Source organism: Streptomyces sp. NPDC058001 (assembly GCF_042886315.1).
GTDB lineage: Bacteria > Actinomycetota > Actinomycetes > Streptomycetales > Streptomycetaceae > Streptomyces.
In genome coordinates this window covers 96,191-114,601 of record NZ_JBHVQT010000010.1, presented here as the reverse complement: position 1 = coordinate 114,601, position 18,411 = coordinate 96,191, and the positions used below count along the sequence as shown (strand labels likewise).

Genomic DNA, 18,411 nt, shown 5'->3' with positions numbered 1-18,411 from the left:
GGCTCCCGCCGTCGTCCTGTTCGACGTGCTTCACGGGTACGCGCGCCGGTACGCGCCCGTCCTGCCGGTGGTCCTCGTGGTGGCGCTCCTCGCGCTGCCCGCGCCGTCCGGCGCGGGCGGGGACTCCGGGGGCGGCACGGCCGCCGACGCCGCGTCCGGGCTGCTCGTGGTCTGCTGCGCGCTCGGTCTGCTGCGCCGGGCGCGGCGCCCGCTGACCCGGACCGCCGCCGCCGTCCTGGCGCTGCCGGTCGCCGGGATCGCCGTCGCCGCGACCGGCGCCGTCGACGCCGCCTCCGGACTCGCCGGGCTCGGCCGCTACCTCCAGATCTTCGTCCTGGTCCCGGCGGCCGTCCTGCTGCTGATCCGGGACCGCGCCGATCTGCGCCTGGTCGCCTGGGCGTTCACCGCACTCGCCCTCTGGCAGGGCGGTGTCGGCGTCCACCAGTACGTCACCGGCACCGGCGCCTCCTACATGGGCTCCGACATCCGGGCCGTCGGCACCTTCGGGGCGGCCGATGTGATGGGGATGTCGACGGTGGTCGCGTACGGTCTGGTCTGCGCGGTGGGACTCGCGCTCGGGCCGCGCGACCCCGCGACCCGCACCCGCCGCCTGGTCGCCCTCGGGTGTGCGCTGCTGCTCCTGGTGCCGCTCGCGCTGTCGTTCAGCCGGGGCGCGTGGATCGCCACCGCCGTCGCCTGCGGCGCGCAACTCCTGCTCGCCGGGGTGCGTCGGGCCGTAGGGGTCCTGGCGGCTGTCGGTGCGGTGGTCGTCGTGCTGGTCGGCGGGGTCGGGGTCGGTACCGCGCAGCTCCAGGATCGGCTGGACAGCATCACGCAGGTCACCGCGCAGCCCGACCAGTCGGTGGTCGACCGGTACACGATGTGGTCGGCGGCCGTCGACATGTGGCGTGAGCATCCGGTGACCGGCGTGGGCCTGAAGAACTTCCCCGAGTACCGCGACAGCCACGCCTCACTCGCCCTGTCGTCCGGCAGCGACACCGGCGGGGCGGGCGCCGCCTTCCGCCGCCAGCCGCTGCTGTCCCCGCACAACATGTACCTCCTCGTCCTCAGCGAACAGGGCCTCATCGGGTTCACCGCGCTGGTCGGCTGCTGGGCGGCGCTCCTGGTGTGCGGTCTGCGAAGGCTGGCCGACGCGCGGCGATGGGTGGGCCAAGGCGGTGACCGGGGCAGCGACTGGGACGGTGACCGGGGCGGTGACCGGGGCGCGGACTGCGGGCTGCTCGCGTGCGGCCTCCTGATCTGGCAGCTCGTGGACTTCGCGTACGCGGACATCGGCGGCCCCTCGACCGTGCTGACCGCCGTGGTCCTCGGCGTCGTCGCGTGGTGGGCCCTGGCCGACCGCGCACCGGCGACCGTACGCAGGGGTGCGCCGACGGGGTCGCCGACCGGAAAGGTCGCAGCGCGATGACCCCTGGAACGGGCCAGGCACCCCAGCTCACGGACGCCCACCCGACGACACCGCTGAGGCCACCACGTACCCACCCCGGAGACACCGGAGGCGGCAAGGCGCTGGTCGGAGACGGCGAGTCCCTGGTCGGAGACGGTGGGCCGCCGCCCGCCACCAACCGTTTCCTCGCCCGCGCCGCGCTCGTCACCGCCGTACTCGCCGTCGCCGGGGCGCTGCTCGGGCTCGGCCGGGACCAGGCGCTCGCCCATCTGTTCGGCGCCGGACTCGACACGGACGCGTTCCTGGTCGCGTGGACGGTGCCGGAGTTCGCGGCGACGCTGCTCATCGAGGACGGGATGGCCTTCGTCCTCGTACCGGCGTTCAGCCTGGCCCTCGCGCGACGCTCCCGGGGCGGCGAACCGGCCGATCCCGTACGGGCGTTGGTGGCCCGGTCGCTGCCGCGCCTGACGCTCGCCCTCGCGGCCCTCACCGTGCTGCTCGTCGCCGGGGCGCCGCTCCTCGTCCGACTGCTCGCGCCCGGCCTGCCGGACCCCGGACTCGCCGTCGACTGCACCCGGATCATCGCGACCTGCGCCTTCTTCTTCGGCCTCGCCGGATACGCCAGCGCCGCGCTCCGCGCCCACCGCCGCTTCCTCGCCCCCGGGACCATCTACGTCGCCTACAACATCGGCATCATCACCGCGATGTTCGCCCTCGGGGGCCGCTGGGGCGTGCGCTCGGCGGCACTCGGCGTCGCGCTCGGCGGCTGCCTGATGGTGGTGGCTCAAGGTCCCTCGCTGTGGCGGGAGTTGAGGCGCCGCACCACCACCGGGGCAACGGCGGCCAAGGGGACGCTTGCCCCTGCCGACCCGGCCCCCGCACCGCATCGGGTCGCCGGAATCGCGCTCATCTCGGCCGTGCTGCTCTTCGCGCTGTGCCGGCAGTCCCAGGTGCTCATCGAGCGGTTTCTCGGGTCCTCGCTGCCGGCCGGTGCCATCTCGCATCTCAACTACGCCCAGAAAGTGGCGCAGATGCCGATGGTGCTGTCCCTGATGCTCTGCACGGTCACCTTCCCGGTCGTCGCGCAGGCCCTCGCCGACGGCGACACCGAACGCGCCCGGGTCCGCGTCGAACGCGACATCGCGCTCGCCGGCCGTGTCGTCCTGCTCGGCACCGCCGCCGTCATCGCCTGCGCCCCCCAGCTCATCCAACTCCTCTTCCAGCGCGGCGAGTTCACGGCCGCAGACACGGCCGCCACCGCGGGCGTCATGCGCGTGTACGCGCTCGGGCTGCTCGGTCACACCCTGGTCGGCGCCCTGGCCCGTACGTACTTCTCGGCGGGACGGCCCACCTGGTACCCCACCGCCGCGATGGCCGTGGGCATCGCCGTCACCGCCGGTGTCGGTGCCTGCGCCGTCGGCCCGTGGGGCGTCCGGGGCATCGCCGCCGCCAACGCCCTCGGCATCACCCTCGGCGCCGTCCTGCTGCTGTGCGGCACCGGCGCCCGCACCGTGCCGCTGCACCGGCTCCGCGTACTCGCCGGACTCGCCCGGCCCGTGACGGCGGCGCTCTGCGCGACCGGTGCCGGGCTCGCCTGCACCACACGGATCGCCGACCCGCTGCTCGCCGTGGTGGCCGGTGCCGTCGCCGTGACCGCCGTCTTCGCCCTCGTCCTCGCGCTCCCCCTCTCACTCACCCGCAGGACTCCCGGTCTTCGTTCCCTCGCCAGAAAGCGCGCCCATGTCCGTTGACCCGCCCCCCGCCGCACCTACCGCACCCCACGGCCCGGCCGCCCCCGCCCGGCGGCGTTCCGCCGGGGCCCCCGAGTGGATCGCCATGTACCACTCGGTCACCCACACCACGGACGACCCGTATCGCATCACCGTGACGCCCGAACGCCTCGACGACCAGCTGCACCGGCTGCGGCGGCGCGGACTGCGGGCCGTCGCCATGTCCGAGCTGGTCGCCGCGCGGGCCGCCGGTTCGGCGCGGAACCTGGTCGCCCTCACCTTCGACGACGGCTACGCCGACTTCACCGAGAACGCCCTGCCGATCCTGCGCCAACGGGGTTGCGGCGCCACGCTGTTCGTCCTGCCGGGGCGGCTCGGCGGCGACAACGCGTGGGACCCGCTGGGCCCGCGCAAGCCGCTGCTGTCCGCCGACGGCATCCGGCACGCCGCCGCCGAGGGCGTCGAGATCGGCTCGCACGGCCTCACCCACGTCGACCTCACCGAGGCCGACGACGCGACGCTGCGCGCCGAGACCGCCGACAGCCGCGCCCGGCTGCGCGAGATCACCGGCCGCGAGGTGGCGGGGTTCTGCTACCCGTACGGCACGGTCGACGCCCGCGCGATCGAGGCGGTACGGGCCGCCGGTTACCGGTACGCGTGCGCCATCGCGCCCGGTCCGCTCGCCGGTGACCTCGCGCTGCCCCGGGTGCACATCGGGCAGGAGGACACCGGGATGCGGCTGGAACTCAAGCGGCGCATCAGCCCGTTCCGGCGCCCGATGCCCGCACCCCCCACGGCGCCCTCCCTGGAGTCGTCGTGAAGGTGCTGCACATCATCACCGGACTCGGCGTAGGCGGCGCCGAGCAGCAACTCCGGCTCCTGCTACGCCATTTGCCCGCGCGCTGCGACGTCGTCACGCTGACCAACCCCGGCCCGGTCGCGGACGGCCTCACCGCCGACGGCGTCCGCGTGGTCCACCTCGGCATGTCGGGCAACCGCGACCTGCGCGCGCTCCCCCGCCTCACCGCCCTGATCCGCGCGGGCCGCTACGACCTCGTCCACACCCACCTCTACCGGGCCTGCCTGTACGGGCGGCTCGCGGCGCGGATCGCGGGCGTACGGGCGGTCGTGGCGACCGAACACTCCCTGGGCGAGGCCCACTTGGAGGGACGACCGCTCACCGCCGGGGTACGCGGCCTCTACCTCGCCGGTGAACGCCTCGGCCGCGCCACGGTGGCCGTGTCCCCGACGGTCGCTGACCGCCTCCGCCGCTGGGGAGTACCGGCCCAGCGCATCCATGTCGTACCCAACGGCATCGACGCGGGACGCTTCCGCTTCGATCCGAGGGCGCGGGCGCGCGTCCGGGCGGGACTGGGGCTGTCTGAGGAAGCGGTACTGATCGGCGCGGTGGGCCGCCTGACCCCGCCCAAACGCTTCGACGTCCTCATCGACGCCCTCCCTCAACTCCCCCCGACCCACCACCTGGTCCTGGTGGGAGACGGTCCGGAAGCGCCGGCGCTGCGTGAGGCGGCACGTGGGGCGGGGGTGGCGGCCCGGGTCCACTTCACCGGCGAGTGCCCACCGCAGACCGAACCCGGGAACGCCGGCTCCCCGTTCCCGGCCGAAGACGCCACGTTGCCCGAACTGCTGTCCGCGATGGACGTGTTGGCGTCGCCCTCGCCCGAGGAGACATTCGGGCTGGCCGTCCTTGAGGGTCTGGCCGCCGGGCTGCCGGTGGTGTACGCGGACTGCCCCGCCCTGGACGACCTCCCGACCGGCCGCCCCACCCGGGCGCACCGCGTCCCCAGCACCCCCCAAGCCTTCACCGATGCCCTACGCCACCCCCCGGCCCCCCGCGACCGCACCACCGCCGACGACGCCGTCCACCACTACGACATCGCCCACAGCGCCACCCGCCTCACCCGCGTCTACGAGAGAGTGACATCCCGATGACCGAGAACCCCAGCCGACGGCCCCGCCGCCCCGGCCGGCCGGCCGCCCGGGTCTGGTCCCGCGCCCACCGGTTCCCCACCTGGTCCGTACTCCCCGTCTGCGCCCTCGCCGGCGCCCTCGCCGGCGGCACGTACGGCGTCGTCAAGACACCCGAGTACACCGCCACCAGCTATGTCATCGCCGTTCCGACGGAGAAGTCCGACCCGGCGACCGCCCTCGGCTTCGCGCAGGCGTACGGCCGTGCCGCCACCCAGCTCGCGGTGCTCGGGGACGCCCAGGTATGGGCGGGCGTTCCGGTGGGGACGCTGCGCGACAGCGTGCGCGCGTCGACCTCGCCCGACGCGCCGATGGTCGCGATCTCGGCCACCGCGCCCCGCCCCGCGCAGGCCGCGGACATCGCCAACGCCGTGTCCCGCGCCCTGACCATCAACGCCAACCAGACCGTGCGCAACACCCGCGTCCAGCTCCTCCAGTTCTCCCGCGCCGTCAAACCGTCCGCCCCCAGCTCGACTTCGGCACCGGTCACGGCCCTGGTGGGCGGCTGCGCGGGCGCGCTCATCGGCGGCCTCGCCCTCCTGGTCCGCCCGCGCCGCCGCATCCCCGACGACCTTCCCGCAACGGTGCCGAACCCGGCCCCTGCGGCGGACCTCCAACGGTGAGCGGCCGGGCCACGGGACCCGGGGCCCCGCGCGTCGAGCTGTGCCGGGACGACGAGGCGTTCGCCGCGCTCGCCGACGACTGGGGACGGCTCTACCGGCGGTGCCGGTCCGTGACGGCGTTCCAGAGCCACGCGTGGCTGCACTCGTGGTGGGTGTCGTACGGCAGGCCGGGTCGACTGCGGATGGTGCTCGTCCGCGACGCCGACGGTGAACTCCTCGCCGCCGCCCCGCTGATGCTCCTCCGCGCACCGCTGCCCACGTTGGTCCCGCTGGGCGGCGCGATCTCCGACTTCACGGATGTCCTCCTGGACGACGAGCGCGCCGAACCGGCGGCCCGTGCCCTCGCCCATGGTCTCGCCGACGCGGCCCGTACCGCGCTGGTCGACCTGCGCGAGGTACGGCCCGGCGGCGCGGCCGAACGCGTCTACGCCTGCTGGTCGGGTCCGCGCCGCGCGCTGCCGGACTCGCTCTGCCTTGAGCTGCCCGCGCTGCCGATGGACGACCTGGTGGCCCGGCTGCCCACGCCGCGCGCCCAGCGGGCCCGCGCCAAGATGCGCAAGATCGACGCGCTCGGCGTACAGCGCCGGGTGGTCGGCGCCGACGAGGCCGAGGGCGCCGTACGCACCCTGCTCGATCTGCACCGGCTCCAGTGGCAGGGCCGCAAGGTGACGACCGAGCATCTGCGGCCCCGGTTCTGCGAGCACCTGATCCGGTCGGTCGGGCCGATGGTGCGGTCCGGCGCCGCCGTGGTCACCGAGTTCCGCCTCGACGACACGGTGGTCGCCGCCGATCTGACGCTGCTCGCACCGGGCCTGACGGGCGGCTATCTGTACGGCGCGCACCCGGGGCTGCGGGAACGGAAGGTCGACGTCGCGACGATGCTCCTGCACGCCAGCACCGAGCACCTGAGCGGCGGCACACTGAGCCTGCTGCGCGGCAACGAACCGTACAAGCACCACTGGCGCCCCACCGAGGTCACCAACCAGCGCTTCCTCCTCGCCCGCCGCCGCACAGCCCCCCTACTCGCCGCAGCCCTCTGCAACGCAAAGGCCCGCACCCACGCGAAGGAACTCCTACGCCGCAACCGCGAGGCCAGCGCATGAGCGCCCCAAAGGGGCGCGGGGAACTGCGCGACCAGCCACGACGGCCCCGCAGCCGACCACGGACAGACGCACCCCGAAAGGGGCGCGGGGAACTGCGCACCCAACCACAGCCGACCCGCAGCCAACCACCGACAGACGCACCCCGAAAGGGGCGCGGGGAACTGCGCGACCTGCCGCAACGGACCCGCCGCCAGACCCCACGCCCCGCAACGCACCTACCCGCGACGTTGGAACCAGTCGAACCGCAGACACAACTTCCCACCGAGCCAGTACTCCACCCAGTTCCCGAGGTTCAGGGGCGAACAGGCGGGCTGGTTGGCGGGCGGAGTCACCGGCGGGGTGACGGGGGGAGTCACCGGAGGTGTCGTCCCCGTGCCACCCGACAACAGCGCCCGGTACACCGCCGTCGCCTTCGGGTTCCCCCCGCACTGCCAGACACCGTGCGGGCAGTAGTCCGTGATGGTGTTGTAGACCGGCTTGTGCGCGTTCATCCACTCGATCATGCGCCGCATGTATTCCGCGTTGTCGCCATTACGGAACAGCCCCCATTCCGGGTACGAAATGGGCTTGCCGTGGGCTTTCGCGAAATCGACGTGCTGCTGAAGCCCGTAAGGCTCCTTGATCTGTTGGTCGAAGTCCATTCCGCCCGGCTGGTCGTAGGAATCCATGCCGATGATGTCGACGGTGTCGTCACCGGGATAGCAATCCGTCCAGGGCACCGCGTCCCGTCCCCGGCTGGGCGCGAAATCGAAACGGAATTTCTGCCCCGGCACGGACCGCATGGTGGTGACGATCCGGTTCCAGTACGTCTTCCACGCCTGCGGGTCCGGTCCGCAACGGTGGCTGTACGTCGTGCCGTTCATCTCCCAGCCGAGCACGATCACCGTGTCCGGGATCTTGAGGTCGACGAGCCGCTGGGCGAGCGCGCGGTAGTGCGCGTCGAAGTAACCGGCGGCGCCGAGGCGCAGGTTCGTCCGGACCCGGTCGTCGCTGAGCCCCTCCTCGTTGCGCTCGGCCATGGGCACGTTGAGGACGAACATCCGGTCGGGTTCGGCGCGTCGCCAGGTCGCCCAGTTGTCGAGGAAGTCGACCTTGCCCTCGATGCCCGCCCAGCGGTCGCCCGGCAGGTAGGTGTGCCCGACCCGGAGATCGGCGCCGCCGAGCCATTTGCCCAGCTCGGCGATGCGCTGGACGCCTCGGGGCCCGTAGTCGAGGTAGGCGCCGAAGAAGGGCGGCACTGCCGGTTTGGCGGGTTCGTCGGCCGGCTTGGCGGGGACGGCGGGTGCGGCGGGAGCCACCGGTGCGGTGGGCGCGGTGGGAGCCACCGGTGCGGTGGGAGCCGCGGGTGTCGTGGGAGCCGTGGGTGTCGTCGGGGCGACCGGTGTCGTTGTCGGTGTGGGTGTCGTTGTGGTGGTGGGTGCCGTGGCCGCCGTCGGGTCGGTGGGGGCCACGGCTGCGGGCGGGGGCGTCGGCGCCGCGGCCGGCGGGCCGCTCCCCGGGAGGGTGCCGGGCACGGCGAACGCCGTACCGGACGCGAGGGCCGCGGACGCGACGACCCCCGCGGCGATCGAGAGAAGGCGTCCCCTGACGATCCCTCGCTGCTGATTGGCCATACCTGCTCCTCGGGCTGGTGTGCTCCGCGTTCGACCCTGCCTGCTGTATTCGACCCTGCCTGCTGACGCCGAGTCATAAATATTTCTATTGCGCCGATCGTGCCCCTTAACCCATTGCGGGTGTGTCTCCCCCGGTCGGGTGAGTGAAAGTGGAGGAGATGACCGTGTCCTTGCTCGATCCCCGAGTTCCGGCCGTTCTGTTGCGGATCGACCGGAACCCTTTTCATCACGGCACACTCGGCGCCGTACGCTCACTGGGGCGCTGCGGAGTCGAGGTCCACGCCGTCGCGGAATCCGCCGGAAGCCCGGTGCCGCATTCCCGGTTCCTGCACCGGATGCACCCTCCCCCGCGCCCCGGCGCGACACCCGGCGACATCGCGGCCGTACTGCGCCGGGTCGCCGCGCGCGTGGGGCGCCCGGCGGTGCTGATCCCGATGGACGACGCGAGTGCCATCGCCGTGAGCCGCCTCTACCGCGAGCTGACCGACCTGTTCCTGCTGCCGAGCCAGCCGGGCGGACTGCCCGAACGCGTCGCCGACAAGGCCGAACTCGCCGAGGTCTGCCGCGCCCTGGACCTCCCGCACCCGGTGACGCTGATCCCGGAGAGCCCGGCGCAGGCGGCGGCAGCGGCCTGGCAGTTGGGCCTGCCGGTGGTCGCGAAATGGAGCCGCCCGTGGCTGCTGCCGCCCGATTCGGACCTTCGCAGCACGACGCTGCTGCGCTCCGCGCACGAGGCCGAGGCGCTGTACCGGCGCACCGGCGACGCGGGCAGCCGGCTGCTCCTCCAGGCGTATCTGCCGCCGGGCCCGCGCCGCGACTGGTTCTTCCACGGGTACGCGGACCGCTCGGGCACGGTGCACGGCGGCGGCTCCGGCTGGAAACACCGCGCCTGGCCGCCGGGCGCGGGCCTGACCGCCGAGGGCCGCTGGCTACCCAACCCCCGCCTCCGGTCGGCCGCCGAGGACCTCGTACGCGTCCTGGGGTACCGGGGCATCCTCGACCTGGACTTCCGGCTCGACCCCGAGGCGGGTACGTACCACCTGCTCGACTTCAATCCGCGTCCCGGGGCGCAGTTCCGGCTCTTCGCCGACGCGACCGGCCTTGACGTGGTGCGCGCGCTGCACCTCGACCTCACGCACCGGTCGCTGCCGGAGCCGGCGCCGCTGCCGGGCCGCACCTTCGTGGTCGAGAACTACGCCCCGCTCGCCGCCCTGCGCACCCTTCCCGCGCCGGGCCACCTGAGCGAACTGGCCTGGTACGCGCCCGACGACCGCGCCCCCGGCCTGGCCATGGCCGCCCTGTGGAGCCGACACGTCGCACACAAACTGCCGGGCCTGCTCCGCCGCACGGTCCTGCCGCCACGGCGCGTCCCACCGATCCGCACCCCGGCTCCGGTGGGACGTCAGGCGGGCGCCCCCGACCCAGCCCCCGCCGGGGTCGACGACCCGGGCACCGACGCCGGCGGGGCCGCCCGGCGCGACGACGAGAAAGCGAGCAGTTGTTGATGTACGACCTGGTGGTGGTCGGAGCCGGACCCTACGGCCTGTCGATCGCCTCGCACGCCGCGGCGTCCGGCCTCGACGTCCGTGTCTTCGGCAGACCGATGGCGTCATGGCGCGACCACATGCCTCGCGGTATGTACCTGAAGTCGGAGCCGTGGGCGTCCCATCTGTCCGACCCGGACGCCCGGTTCGGCCTCGACACCTACTGCGCCGGCATCGGCGTCCCGGCCCGGCACGCCGAGCCGATCCCGGTGGAGACCTTCGCGCGGTACGGGATGTGGTTCGCCGAACGTGCGGTGCCCGGCGTCGACGAACGCATGGTCACGGGGGTCGGCACCGGGCCCGGCGGCTACCGTGCGGTCACCTCGGACGGTGAGATCGTGCACGCCCGCGCGGTCGCGCTGGCCGTCGGCGTGCTGCCGTTCACGGAGATCCCCGCCGCGCTGCGCGACCTCGGCCCCGACCTGGTCTCGCACAGCAGCCACCACAGCGATCTGCTCCGCTTCCACGGTCTGGACGTCACCGTGGTCGGCGCCGGACAGGCCGCCCTGGAGACCGCCGCGCTCCTCGCCGAACAGGGCACCCGTGTCCGCGTCCTGGCCCGCTCGGACCGCCTCAACTGGAACACGGTGCCGCTCCCCTGGCAGCGCCCCTGGTGGCAGTCGGCCCGCACCCCGCACAGCGGCCTGGGCCCCGGCTGGCGCAACTGGTGCTACGCGGAACTCCCCGGAGCCTTCCGCCGCCTCCCGGAGTCGACCCGCACCCGGATCGCGTCCTCTGCCCTGGGCCCGGCGGGCGCCTGGTGGGTACGCGACCGGGTCGAGCCGTCCGTCCAGGTCGTCCTCGGCCACCGGATCACCCGGGCGACAGCGGAGGGCAGCCGCGTACGCCTCGACGTAACGGGCCCCTCCGGACCGCTCGCCCCCTTCGAAACCGACCATGTCATCGCGGCGACGGGCTTCCGCCCCACCTGTGACCGCATGGACCTGCTCTCGGACGAGCTACGGGACGGCCTCGCGGCCTGGGCCGACGGCTCACCGGAGGTCAGCGTCGACTTCGAGTCCTCCTGGCCGGGCCTGTTCCTGGCCGGCCTGGTCACGGCATCGGCCTTCGGCCCCGCGATGCGCTTCGTCCACGGCGCGACGTACACAGCATCCCGCCTGGTCAAGGGCATCAACCACCACCTACGCCACCCAGGCCCCAAACTGACCCTCCCCACCCCAACCCGCCCCCGAAGCCTGATGAACGCCCCCCGATAGGAAAGCGCCCCGACAGGGGCGCGGGGAACTGCGCGACCAGCCACGACGGACCCGCTGACAAGGAACAACGCACCGGCCGGGAAGGACGCCGCAGACGTCACTTCCCGGCCGGGAACCAGGTAGGCACGGAGTGCTACGGCCGCGCCGCCGCGAGTCCACGCCGGTACAGAACTCCGCCACCGATCAACAGGGCGAAACTCGCCGCAGCCGCGCCGATCACACCCCCATCGGCACCGGTCTCCGCCAGAGTGGCCCGCCCCACGGGGTTGTGGTGGACCGCCGCCACGGACGAGGGCGGCACCATTCGGGTCGTGGGAATCCCAGGCGCGGGAGCCGGCGCGGGCCTCGGCGGAACGACCCGCACCACGGGGGGAGTTCCGGGCACTCCCACACCCGGCGGCACTCCCACACCCGGCGGCACTTCCTCGGGCGCCGGCGTCGGCGCCGGCCTCGGCGCCGCATTGGCACACCGGTTGCCGAAGGCGGGGTTGAGCAGCGCCACGACATTCACGGTGTTGCCGCACACGTTCGCCGGGAGATCCAGGGGCGCCCCGAGCAGATTGCCGGAGAGCAACCCGGGCGAACCCTCGGCCCGCCCTTGGGCCGAACTCCCTTGGTGCTCACGGTGGTTCGGCGCGGTGTGCCGTGCGGGAGCAGTGTGTGTGGCGGGCCCGGCGTAAGGACCGGACTCGCGCTCGGCGGGAGCGGGCGCCGGAGCGCCATGCTGGACCGGAACCTCATGCCGTACCGGAGCCGCATGTCGCACCGGAGCCTCCTGCCGCGCGGGGGCCGCCCGGGGAACCGGAGCCGCCCTGGGGGCCGGGGCAACCCCCGGGGCCGGGGCCGCGCGAGGTGCCTGGACCTTGTGGGGAGCCGGGGCCGAGGTCCGCTGCTGGGCCTCGTGGCTCGAACAGTTGTTGCCGAACGAGGGGTTCAGCGCCGACACCACGTTCGCCGAGTTGCCGCAGACATTGATCGGCACCTCGATCGGCGCCGACACACTGTTGCCCGACAGCACGCCGGGCGACTCCGCCGCCGATCCGTCGGCGTCCGCGGCGAAGGCGTAACCGCCCGGCAGGGACAGGATGCTCGTGGCCGCGGCGGCGGTGAGCATTCCCTTGCTGAGAGCCTGTCGCATCTAGGGGTCTTCCTGCTCGCAGTTGGAATGCCGGCCCCGGCACCGTCAGGGACGGGCCGAAGCCGGCGGGTAACGCGGCCAGCCAAGCTGGCGCGCTAAGTCACTTGTTGGCGCAGGCGTTGCCGAAGGTCGGGTTCAGCAGCGCGAACAGGTTGCCGGTGTTGCCACACGCGTTGACCGGGATGTGGACCGGGATCTGGACGACGTTGCCGGACAGAACGCCCGGCGAACCCACGGCGGCACCCTCGGCGCCGGCGTCCGCGAACGCGGGGGCGGCGACGCCCATGGCCATGAGCATGCCGGCGACAACCGTCGCCGTCTTCTTGAGCTTCACGGGATATCCCTTCTCGGCGGTCATGGCGATGTTTCGGCGATAAAACCGAGCGGACACGGCATTGATGGCCCGCACCATGACCTGCGAACTGTCAAACGACCACGAACAGGGGAGGAAACCACGCCCTCTGTTCCTTTTTTTCATTCACCCGAACAACCGGAAAGAACATAGGGCTCGGTATAAATAAAACGGCTCCGCCGCCGCACCGGACGGGCCGTGCGGCACGCGGGCCGCCCGCGCTCGGAGTTACGGGCGGCCCGGGTGCCGTGACGCGCTCGGCCTGGTTCAGCCGTTGCCGACACCGTTGCCCGAGAGGACCGGGATGTTGCTCAGGATGTGCGACAGCGCCTCGTCGCCCTTCGCCTGGGTGGAGTTCTCGGTGCACTGCTGGTTCTGCGGGGAGGACAGGACGTTGATGTCCTGGACCGCGATCGGCACGACGCCGCCCAGCGAACCCAGGTTGCCCTTGACCGGCAGAGCGACACAGGGCTTGTTCAGCGAGCCCTGCACGAGCGCGAACTGCGGGCTCATGTCACCGTGCGTGGCGGAGTTGCCGTAGACCTGCGAGGAGCCGTTGCCGCTGACCGAGGTCGTACCGCCGTCGTCACCGATCGCCAGCGCCTGGGGGGCGGCGGCGGCCGAGATACCGACCACGGAGACAGCGACACCGGCCGCGGCCATAACCTTCTTGAACATTTTTCCAGGGTTCCTTTTCTGCAGGACAAGTTACTGGCCCTCTGCACAACTACGGCCCGCCGGTTTGGTTGCGGAGCTTCACCCGGTCGGCCCGCGTCATCCGCTTGGCGCAGAGGGATCCGTTGACCACAGCGCCAAAAAAACCGCGCGCACCCTCTCCGGTCGGCCGCCCAAGATCCGATTATCTATTCGGCCGACCCCGACTCAGTGAATTCGCCCCGGCCATCGGGGACGACTCTGCCGTCATCGGCAGTGGAAGGATTCCGTGAAGCGCGTGATCATCAAGAACGGCAAGCCGAGCAGCAGCGGACCGCACGGCGCGTGGACGGATCGCGAGCTGCGGCTCGTGGACCGACTCGCCACCGTGCACGAGGAGTTGGACACGCTCAACAAGGAGCGCGCCGCCCTCATCGCCTATGTCTCGCGCCTCCACGCGGGCTGCGTCACGGCCCCCGATCCGGGGGGCTGGCGCGTCGTGCACGTCGACACCGCCGCCGGGAAGCTGTCCTGGCGGATCGCCCCGGAGGACACGGATCTGCTCGGCGACGCCGAGCCCCGCCCGGTGGCCTTCGGCGCGCCCGGCCCGTACCGGGACACCGTGACCCGACTGTCGTTCCTCCATCTGCACCGGCGCCCGAACCGGCCCGCGCGCCTCGGATAACTCGCGCCCCCGGCGCCCGCATACGCACCGCTCACGCACCCGTTCGCTCCCCTGTCACCCCCGCCGTGTACGCCATCGGAGTGAAGCGCAGCAACCATGCCCGGCCGCCGAAGTTGGGCAGGGCGCTCCGGGACGGGCAGAGAGCCACGGGACGGGGCTTCTCAGAAGGGAAAATTCGTGATCAAGAAGGTTATGGCCGCCGCGGCCATCTCCGCTTCCGTCATCGGAGCCACGGCGGCCGCGACCGCCCCGGCGCTGGCCATCGGCAACGACGGCGGCACCACGTCGCTGAGCGGCAACGGCGCCGAGCAGGTCTACGGCAACTCCGCCACGTACGGCGACATGAGCCCGCAGTTCGCGCTCATCCAGGGTTCGCTGAACAAGCCCTGCATCGGCCTGCCGGCCAAGGTCAACGCCGGTTCGCTGGGCGGCGTCGTGCCGATCTCGGTCCAGGACGTCAACGTCCTGTCCAACCCGCAGAACCAGCAGTGCACCGAGAACTCGACGCAGGCCAAGGGCGACGAGCCGCTGTCGCACATCCTGAGCAACATCCCGGTGCTCTCGGGCAACGGCGCCGGCAACGACTGATCCCGGCACCACGCGAACGGGCCGCCGTGACCACCACGGCGGCCCGTTCGCTGCTGCGCCGCCCCAGGCGGATGCCATGTGTGGGCGGACGCCATGTGTTCGCCCTTACCGGTGGTGTCCCCGTCACCGGGGCCAGATCTCCCGGGTGACGAGCGTGTCCCACTCCGGGTCGGGGCGGCCCGGCACCGTACGGCCCGCTCGGTGCCACGCCTCCACGAGCGAGGTGTACACCGGCTCCGGCGATTGGTGGCCGGGTGCTCTGCGGCTCACCGGGATGAATCCCTGTCTCTTCCAGCCACCCTTAGTTGCCGTCATGTTCCCTCGTCATCGGTGGACGTGCGCCGCGCCATTCGTTCCTCAGCGGTGGCGGAACGAAACGAGGCCCTGGGGTGAACGGGCGGATGTCCCGTCGCCGGGTCCAACGCGCCGACGCCGTGCCTGACATGGGCAGCGCCCCCACTGCGCCGGGCGCGCTCCGCCAAAAGGGTCGTCTGGCGCAACCCCCGGGTCGAACACGCAGTTGATCATCACGCAGCTCCATCCCCCGGAGCCCGCTTTCGAAAGGGAACACACATGAAGAAGCTGTGGGCAGCCGCGGCTGTCGCCGCCTCCGTTGCCGGTGTCACGGCGATGGCCGCCCCCCAGGCCCTGGCGATCGGTGACGACGGCGGTACGACCTCGCTCAGCGGCAACGGCGCCTCGCAGGTCTACGGCAACTCCGCCACGCACGGTGACATGAGCCCGCAGTTCGCGCTCGTGCAGGGCTCGCTCAACAAGCCCTGTGTCGCTCTGCCGGCCAAGGTCAACGCCGGTTCGCTGATCGGCTGGTGGCCGATCGCGGTCCAGGACATCAACGTCCTGTCCTCCCCGCAGAACCAGCAGTGCACCGAGAACTCCACCCAGGCAAAGGGCGACGAGGCGCTGTCGCACATCCTGGACGACATCCCGGTCCTCTCGGGCAACGGCGCCGGCAACCACTGACCGCCGCCTCGGAAGGGGGTCGACCGTCGTGCCGGTCGACCCCCTTCGTGCTGCCCGGAGCCGGTGGCGCCGAGGGGCCCGGGGCGCCTTCCCGTACGGATGCGTTAAAAAGGCGTAAGGACTCAGCAAGGAAATCGGGGGCTACATGACGGGCAAGGACATACCCGAGGACTACCTCGACGGGTACGCCCGTGTGCTCGGCGAGGTCGCCGAGACCGGGCGCCGGCTCACCCGTGAGGAACTCCAGGAACGGCGCGCCCTGGGCGAACAGGCCGCCGAGGCGGGCGTGCGGATGCGCCCGCTGATCACCGCGCATCTCGCCGCGACCCGCGCGCACTGGCCCACTGGGCCCACGCTGCGCTCCGGCGCCGCCCTCGACCGGGTACTCGCCGCCGTCGAGCAGGCCATCGACGCCGTCGCCGAGGGGTACGAGCGGGCCCAGCGGATCGCGGTGCGCCAGGAGGAGGCCGCGCGACGGGAGTTCATCGACGACCTGCTGCACGGCCGCAGCGACCTGGGCCGGCTCGCCGCCCGCGCGGAGCGGTTCGGGCTGCGGTTCTCCACGGCGCACGCGGTCGCCGTGGCGGAGGGCACGATCGGCTACGAGGAGGGCGACTCGGTGCCCCGGCAGGTGGAGCAGGCGCTCATCGCCCGGTTCGGCGACCGGAGCACGCTGCTCACCACCAAGGACGGGCGGATGGTGTGCGTCGCGCCGGGCGACCAGCACGACGTCCTCAACTTCTTCGCCAAGCAGGCGTTCGCGGCGACCGGCGGGTCCCGGATCGGCATCGGGCGGCCACAGCCCGGCGTCGGCGGGGTGACGCACTCGTACGAGGAAGCGCTCAGCACGCTCGATCTGGCCTCGCGGCTCGCCTTCGACGGGCCTGTGCTGCGCGCCGCCGATCTGCTGGTGTTCCCGGTCCTGTCCCGGGACCGGCAGGCGATGGCCGACCTGGTCCACCACACTTTGGGGCCGCTGGAGCAGGCGCGCGGGGGCGCGGTGCCGTTGCTCGACACGCTCTCCGCGTACTTCGACGCGGGCTGTGTCGCCGCCGAGGCCGCCCGGCGGCTCTCGCTGAGCGTGCGGGCGCTGACCTACCGCCTGGCGCGCATCCACCGGCTGACCGGCGCCGATCCGTCCGATCCGGTGCAGCGGTACACCTTGCAGACCGCGGTGATCGGGGCGCGGCTGCTCGACTGGCCCGCACGGGCGACCGGTCCCTGATAATTTCTACAGTGCTGTAGAAGTTAGCCGGACGAGACCAACGGAGAACGCATGGCCCTGTGGGATCGCATCAAGGAATCCGCATCGACGATGCAGACCCAGCTCACGGCGAAGAAGAACGACCTCAAGAGCGGCGCGTTCCGTGACGCCAGCATGGCGATGTGCGCGCTGGTCGCCGCGGCCGACGGGCACATCGACCCCGCCGAGCGGCAGCGCGTCGCCCAGCTCATCGGCACCAACGAGGTCCTCCAGAACTTCCCCGCCGACGACCTCCGGCGCCGGTTCGAGGAGAACCTGAACAAGCTCACCGCCGACTTCGCCTTCGGCAAGGTGAGCGTCCTCCAGGAGATCGCCAAGGCCAAGAAGAAGCCCGCCGAGGCACGGGCCGTCATCCAGATCGGCATCGTCATCGGTGGCGCCGACGGCGACTTCGACAAGACGGAACAGGCCGTGGTCCGTGAGGCGTGCTTCACCCTCGATCTGCCGCCGCACGAGTTCGACCTGTAGGTCCGCCCCGATCCGCAGGTCCGCCGTGCGCGGTGAGCGGCCGGTACGAGGTGCTACGCCTCGTATCGGCCGCGTTCTGCGTTCTGCTCTGCGGTCTATGGAGATCTCAGATCGCGGTGGCGGCCTTGAGGACGAGGAAGAGGGTCACGGTGGCGTTCGCGGAGGACAGCGCCGAGCCCGCCGCGCCCATCGCCGCCGTCCACACGGCGAGGCCGACCACCGTCGACGCCGGGGGCCAGGTGCGGTCCGCGGGCGCGGGGCCGAGCAGCGCGGCGACCCGGCGGGGTACGGGACCAGGCGCCGCGAAACCGGTCAGCACCGGTAAGGGCGTACCGCGCGAGACGAGGGCGGCACGGCCTATCGCACGGGCCACCGCCCTGCGGTCGCCGAGCGCGCGGGCGGCTTCCTCGTCGGCCCAGCGTTCCGCGGTGTAGGCGACGGCGTCCTGAAGGGGCCGTAGCAGCGGGTTGGCGCGGGCGGCGAGCCGTACCGCGAGCAGGAAACGGTGGTGGCGGCCCGCGAGATGGGCCCGCTCGTGCGCCACCAGGGCGCCACGCTCACGGGCGTCCAGCGAGTCGAGCATGCCGGTGGAGACGACGACGCGGCCCCGGGGGGTGCCGGGGAGGGCGTAGGCGTACGGGGCCGGGTCGGGGACGACGGCGATATCGGAGGACGCGTCGGCCCGGGGCAGGGCGGTCAGGGCGCGGTGGGCGGCGCGGTGCACGGCGCGGTGGCGCCAGAGGGTAGCGGCGCAGGCCACGGCGACCGCGCACAGGACGGCGATCGCCGTGCGGCCCGCGACCTCGTCGTACGGCAGCGCGGCCCTGACCTCCGGATCGGACCAGGCGTCGGGCAGCGGATTGCCGGGCAGTTGCGCCGTACCGACCACCACGAGCAGGCCCAGGCACAGGGTGCTGCACACGGCGAGGACCACGGCGAGCGCGGTCAGCAGCCGGGTGGCGAGGCGCGGGTGGAGGTGCTGTTCGGCGAGACGGGCCACCGGCATCGCGGTGAGCGGGAACACCAGCGGCAGGAAGACGAAGACCCCCATGGC

General features: G+C 72.6%; 19 protein-coding genes. 13 read left to right on the top strand and 6 right to left on the bottom strand.

Annotated features, from left to right (window positions below):
* The first annotated feature begins 16 nt into the window (after positions 1-16).
* Genes ACFVT5_RS25300 through ACFVT5_RS25275 form a run of 6 tightly spaced genes read left to right on the top strand, consistent with a single transcriptional unit; the run spans position 17 to position 6,853 of the window.
* Positions 17-1,429 (top strand): O-antigen ligase family protein, encoded by a 1,413-nt coding sequence (locus ACFVT5_RS25300; protein WP_389892959.1) that lies wholly within the window; start codon positions 17-19, stop codon positions 1,427-1,429.
* Positions 1,426-3,159 carry a murein biosynthesis integral membrane protein MurJ gene (gene murJ, locus ACFVT5_RS25295; RefSeq protein ID WP_389892263.1) on the top strand — a complete coding sequence of 578 codons (1,734 nt, stop codon included), beginning with the start codon at positions 1,426-1,428 and terminating at the stop codon, positions 3,157-3,159. The genes ACFVT5_RS25300 and murJ overlap by 4 nt, the downstream gene beginning before the upstream one ends.
* Positions 3,149-3,958, top strand: coding sequence for a polysaccharide deacetylase family protein (locus ACFVT5_RS25290; protein ID WP_389892260.1), 810 nt, complete (start codon positions 3,149-3,151; stop codon positions 3,956-3,958). The genes murJ and ACFVT5_RS25290 overlap by 11 nt, the downstream gene beginning before the upstream one ends.
* A complete protein-coding gene (locus tag ACFVT5_RS25285) occupies positions 3,955-5,091 on the top strand; it encodes a glycosyltransferase (protein ID WP_389892257.1) in 1,137 nt (378 codons plus the stop codon). Before ACFVT5_RS25290 ends, ACFVT5_RS25285 begins: the two co-directional genes overlap by 4 nt.
* The gene (locus tag ACFVT5_RS25280) at positions 5,088-5,750 is read left to right on the top strand and encodes a lipopolysaccharide biosynthesis protein (RefSeq protein WP_389892254.1); all 663 of its coding nucleotides are present in this window, start codon (positions 5,088-5,090) and stop codon (positions 5,748-5,750) included. Before ACFVT5_RS25285 ends, ACFVT5_RS25280 begins: the two co-directional genes overlap by 4 nt.
* Positions 5,747-6,853: a GNAT family N-acetyltransferase gene (locus ACFVT5_RS25275; RefSeq protein WP_389892251.1), complete on the top strand. Its 1,107-nt coding sequence runs from the start codon at positions 5,747-5,749 to the stop codon at positions 6,851-6,853. The genes ACFVT5_RS25280 and ACFVT5_RS25275 overlap by 4 nt, the downstream gene beginning before the upstream one ends.
* A gap of 215 nt (positions 6,854-7,068) precedes the next feature.
* Here ACFVT5_RS25275 and ACFVT5_RS25270 read toward each other — a convergent pair whose 3' ends face one another.
* Positions 7,069-8,466: a glycoside hydrolase family 26 protein gene (locus ACFVT5_RS25270; protein WP_389892249.1), complete on the bottom strand. Its 1,398-nt coding sequence runs from the start codon at positions 8,464-8,466 to the stop codon at positions 7,069-7,071.
* Positions 8,467-8,624: 158 nt separating this feature from the next.
* Between ACFVT5_RS25270 and ACFVT5_RS25265 the strand changes: the two genes are divergently transcribed.
* On the top strand, positions 8,625-9,971 hold the full coding sequence (locus ACFVT5_RS25265) for an ATP-grasp domain-containing protein (RefSeq protein WP_389892246.1): 1,347 nt from the start codon (positions 8,625-8,627) through the stop codon (positions 9,969-9,971).
* Positions 9,971-11,227 carry an FAD-dependent oxidoreductase gene (locus tag ACFVT5_RS25260; RefSeq protein ID WP_389892243.1) on the top strand — a complete coding sequence of 419 codons (1,257 nt, stop codon included), beginning with the start codon at positions 9,971-9,973 and terminating at the stop codon, positions 11,225-11,227. The genes ACFVT5_RS25265 and ACFVT5_RS25260 overlap by 1 nt, the downstream gene beginning before the upstream one ends.
* 133 nt (positions 11,228-11,360) lie before the next feature.
* On the opposite strand, the gene ACFVT5_RS25255 is transcribed toward ACFVT5_RS25260, so the two are convergent.
* The 3 genes from ACFVT5_RS25255 to ACFVT5_RS25245 form a co-directional block, all read right to left on the bottom strand.
* Entirely contained in the window at positions 11,361-12,365 is a 1,005-nt protein-coding gene (locus tag ACFVT5_RS25255) for a chaplin (RefSeq protein WP_389892240.1), read from the bottom strand.
* Positions 12,366-12,465: 100 nt separating this feature from the next.
* Positions 12,466-12,723: a chaplin gene (locus tag ACFVT5_RS25250; RefSeq protein WP_389892237.1), complete on the bottom strand. Its 258-nt coding sequence runs from the start codon at positions 12,721-12,723 to the stop codon at positions 12,466-12,468.
* Between the two features lie 261 nt (positions 12,724-12,984).
* Positions 12,985-13,395 carry a rodlin gene (locus tag ACFVT5_RS25245; protein WP_389892234.1) on the bottom strand — a complete coding sequence of 137 codons (411 nt, stop codon included), beginning with the start codon at positions 13,393-13,395 and terminating at the stop codon, positions 12,985-12,987.
* Between the two features lie 265 nt (positions 13,396-13,660).
* Between ACFVT5_RS25245 and ACFVT5_RS25240 the strand changes: the two genes are divergently transcribed.
* Both ACFVT5_RS25240 and ACFVT5_RS25235 read left to right on the top strand, forming a co-directional pair.
* Positions 13,661-14,056 (top strand): hypothetical protein, encoded by a 396-nt coding sequence (locus tag ACFVT5_RS25240; RefSeq protein ID WP_389892232.1) that lies wholly within the window; start codon positions 13,661-13,663, stop codon positions 14,054-14,056.
* A 177-nt stretch (positions 14,057-14,233) separates the two neighbouring features.
* Positions 14,234-14,644 (top strand): rodlin, encoded by a 411-nt coding sequence (locus ACFVT5_RS25235; protein ID WP_389892229.1) that lies wholly within the window; start codon positions 14,234-14,236, stop codon positions 14,642-14,644.
* 123 nt (positions 14,645-14,767) lie between these two features.
* Here ACFVT5_RS25235 and ACFVT5_RS25230 read toward each other — a convergent pair whose 3' ends face one another.
* Positions 14,768-14,914 carry a hypothetical protein gene (locus tag ACFVT5_RS25230; RefSeq protein ID WP_389892227.1) on the bottom strand — a complete coding sequence of 49 codons (147 nt, stop codon included), beginning with the start codon at positions 14,912-14,914 and terminating at the stop codon, positions 14,768-14,770.
* A gap of 303 nt (positions 14,915-15,217) precedes the next feature.
* Here ACFVT5_RS25230 and ACFVT5_RS25225 point away from each other — a divergent pair, with 303 nt between their 5' ends.
* The 3 genes from ACFVT5_RS25225 (at position 15,218) to ACFVT5_RS25215 (ending at position 17,357) form a co-directional block, all read left to right on the top strand.
* A complete protein-coding gene (locus ACFVT5_RS25225) occupies positions 15,218-15,625 on the top strand; it encodes a rodlin (protein ID WP_389892225.1) in 408 nt (135 codons plus the stop codon).
* 145 nt (positions 15,626-15,770) lie between these two features.
* Positions 15,771-16,850, top strand: a complete 1,080-nt coding sequence (locus ACFVT5_RS25220; protein ID WP_389892223.1) for a PucR family transcriptional regulator — start codon at positions 15,771-15,773, stop codon at positions 16,848-16,850.
* Between the two features lie 51 nt (positions 16,851-16,901).
* Positions 16,902-17,357, top strand: a complete 456-nt coding sequence (locus tag ACFVT5_RS25215) for a tellurite resistance TerB family protein (RefSeq protein ID WP_389892220.1) — start codon at positions 16,902-16,904, stop codon at positions 17,355-17,357.
* A 106-nt stretch (positions 17,358-17,463) separates the two neighbouring features.
* On the opposite strand, the gene ACFVT5_RS25210 is transcribed toward ACFVT5_RS25215, so the two are convergent.
* Positions 17,464-18,408 carry a M56 family metallopeptidase gene (locus ACFVT5_RS25210; RefSeq protein ID WP_389892217.1) on the bottom strand — a complete coding sequence of 315 codons (945 nt, stop codon included), beginning with the start codon at positions 18,406-18,408 and terminating at the stop codon, positions 17,464-17,466.
* Positions 18,409-18,411 lie beyond the last annotated feature (3 nt).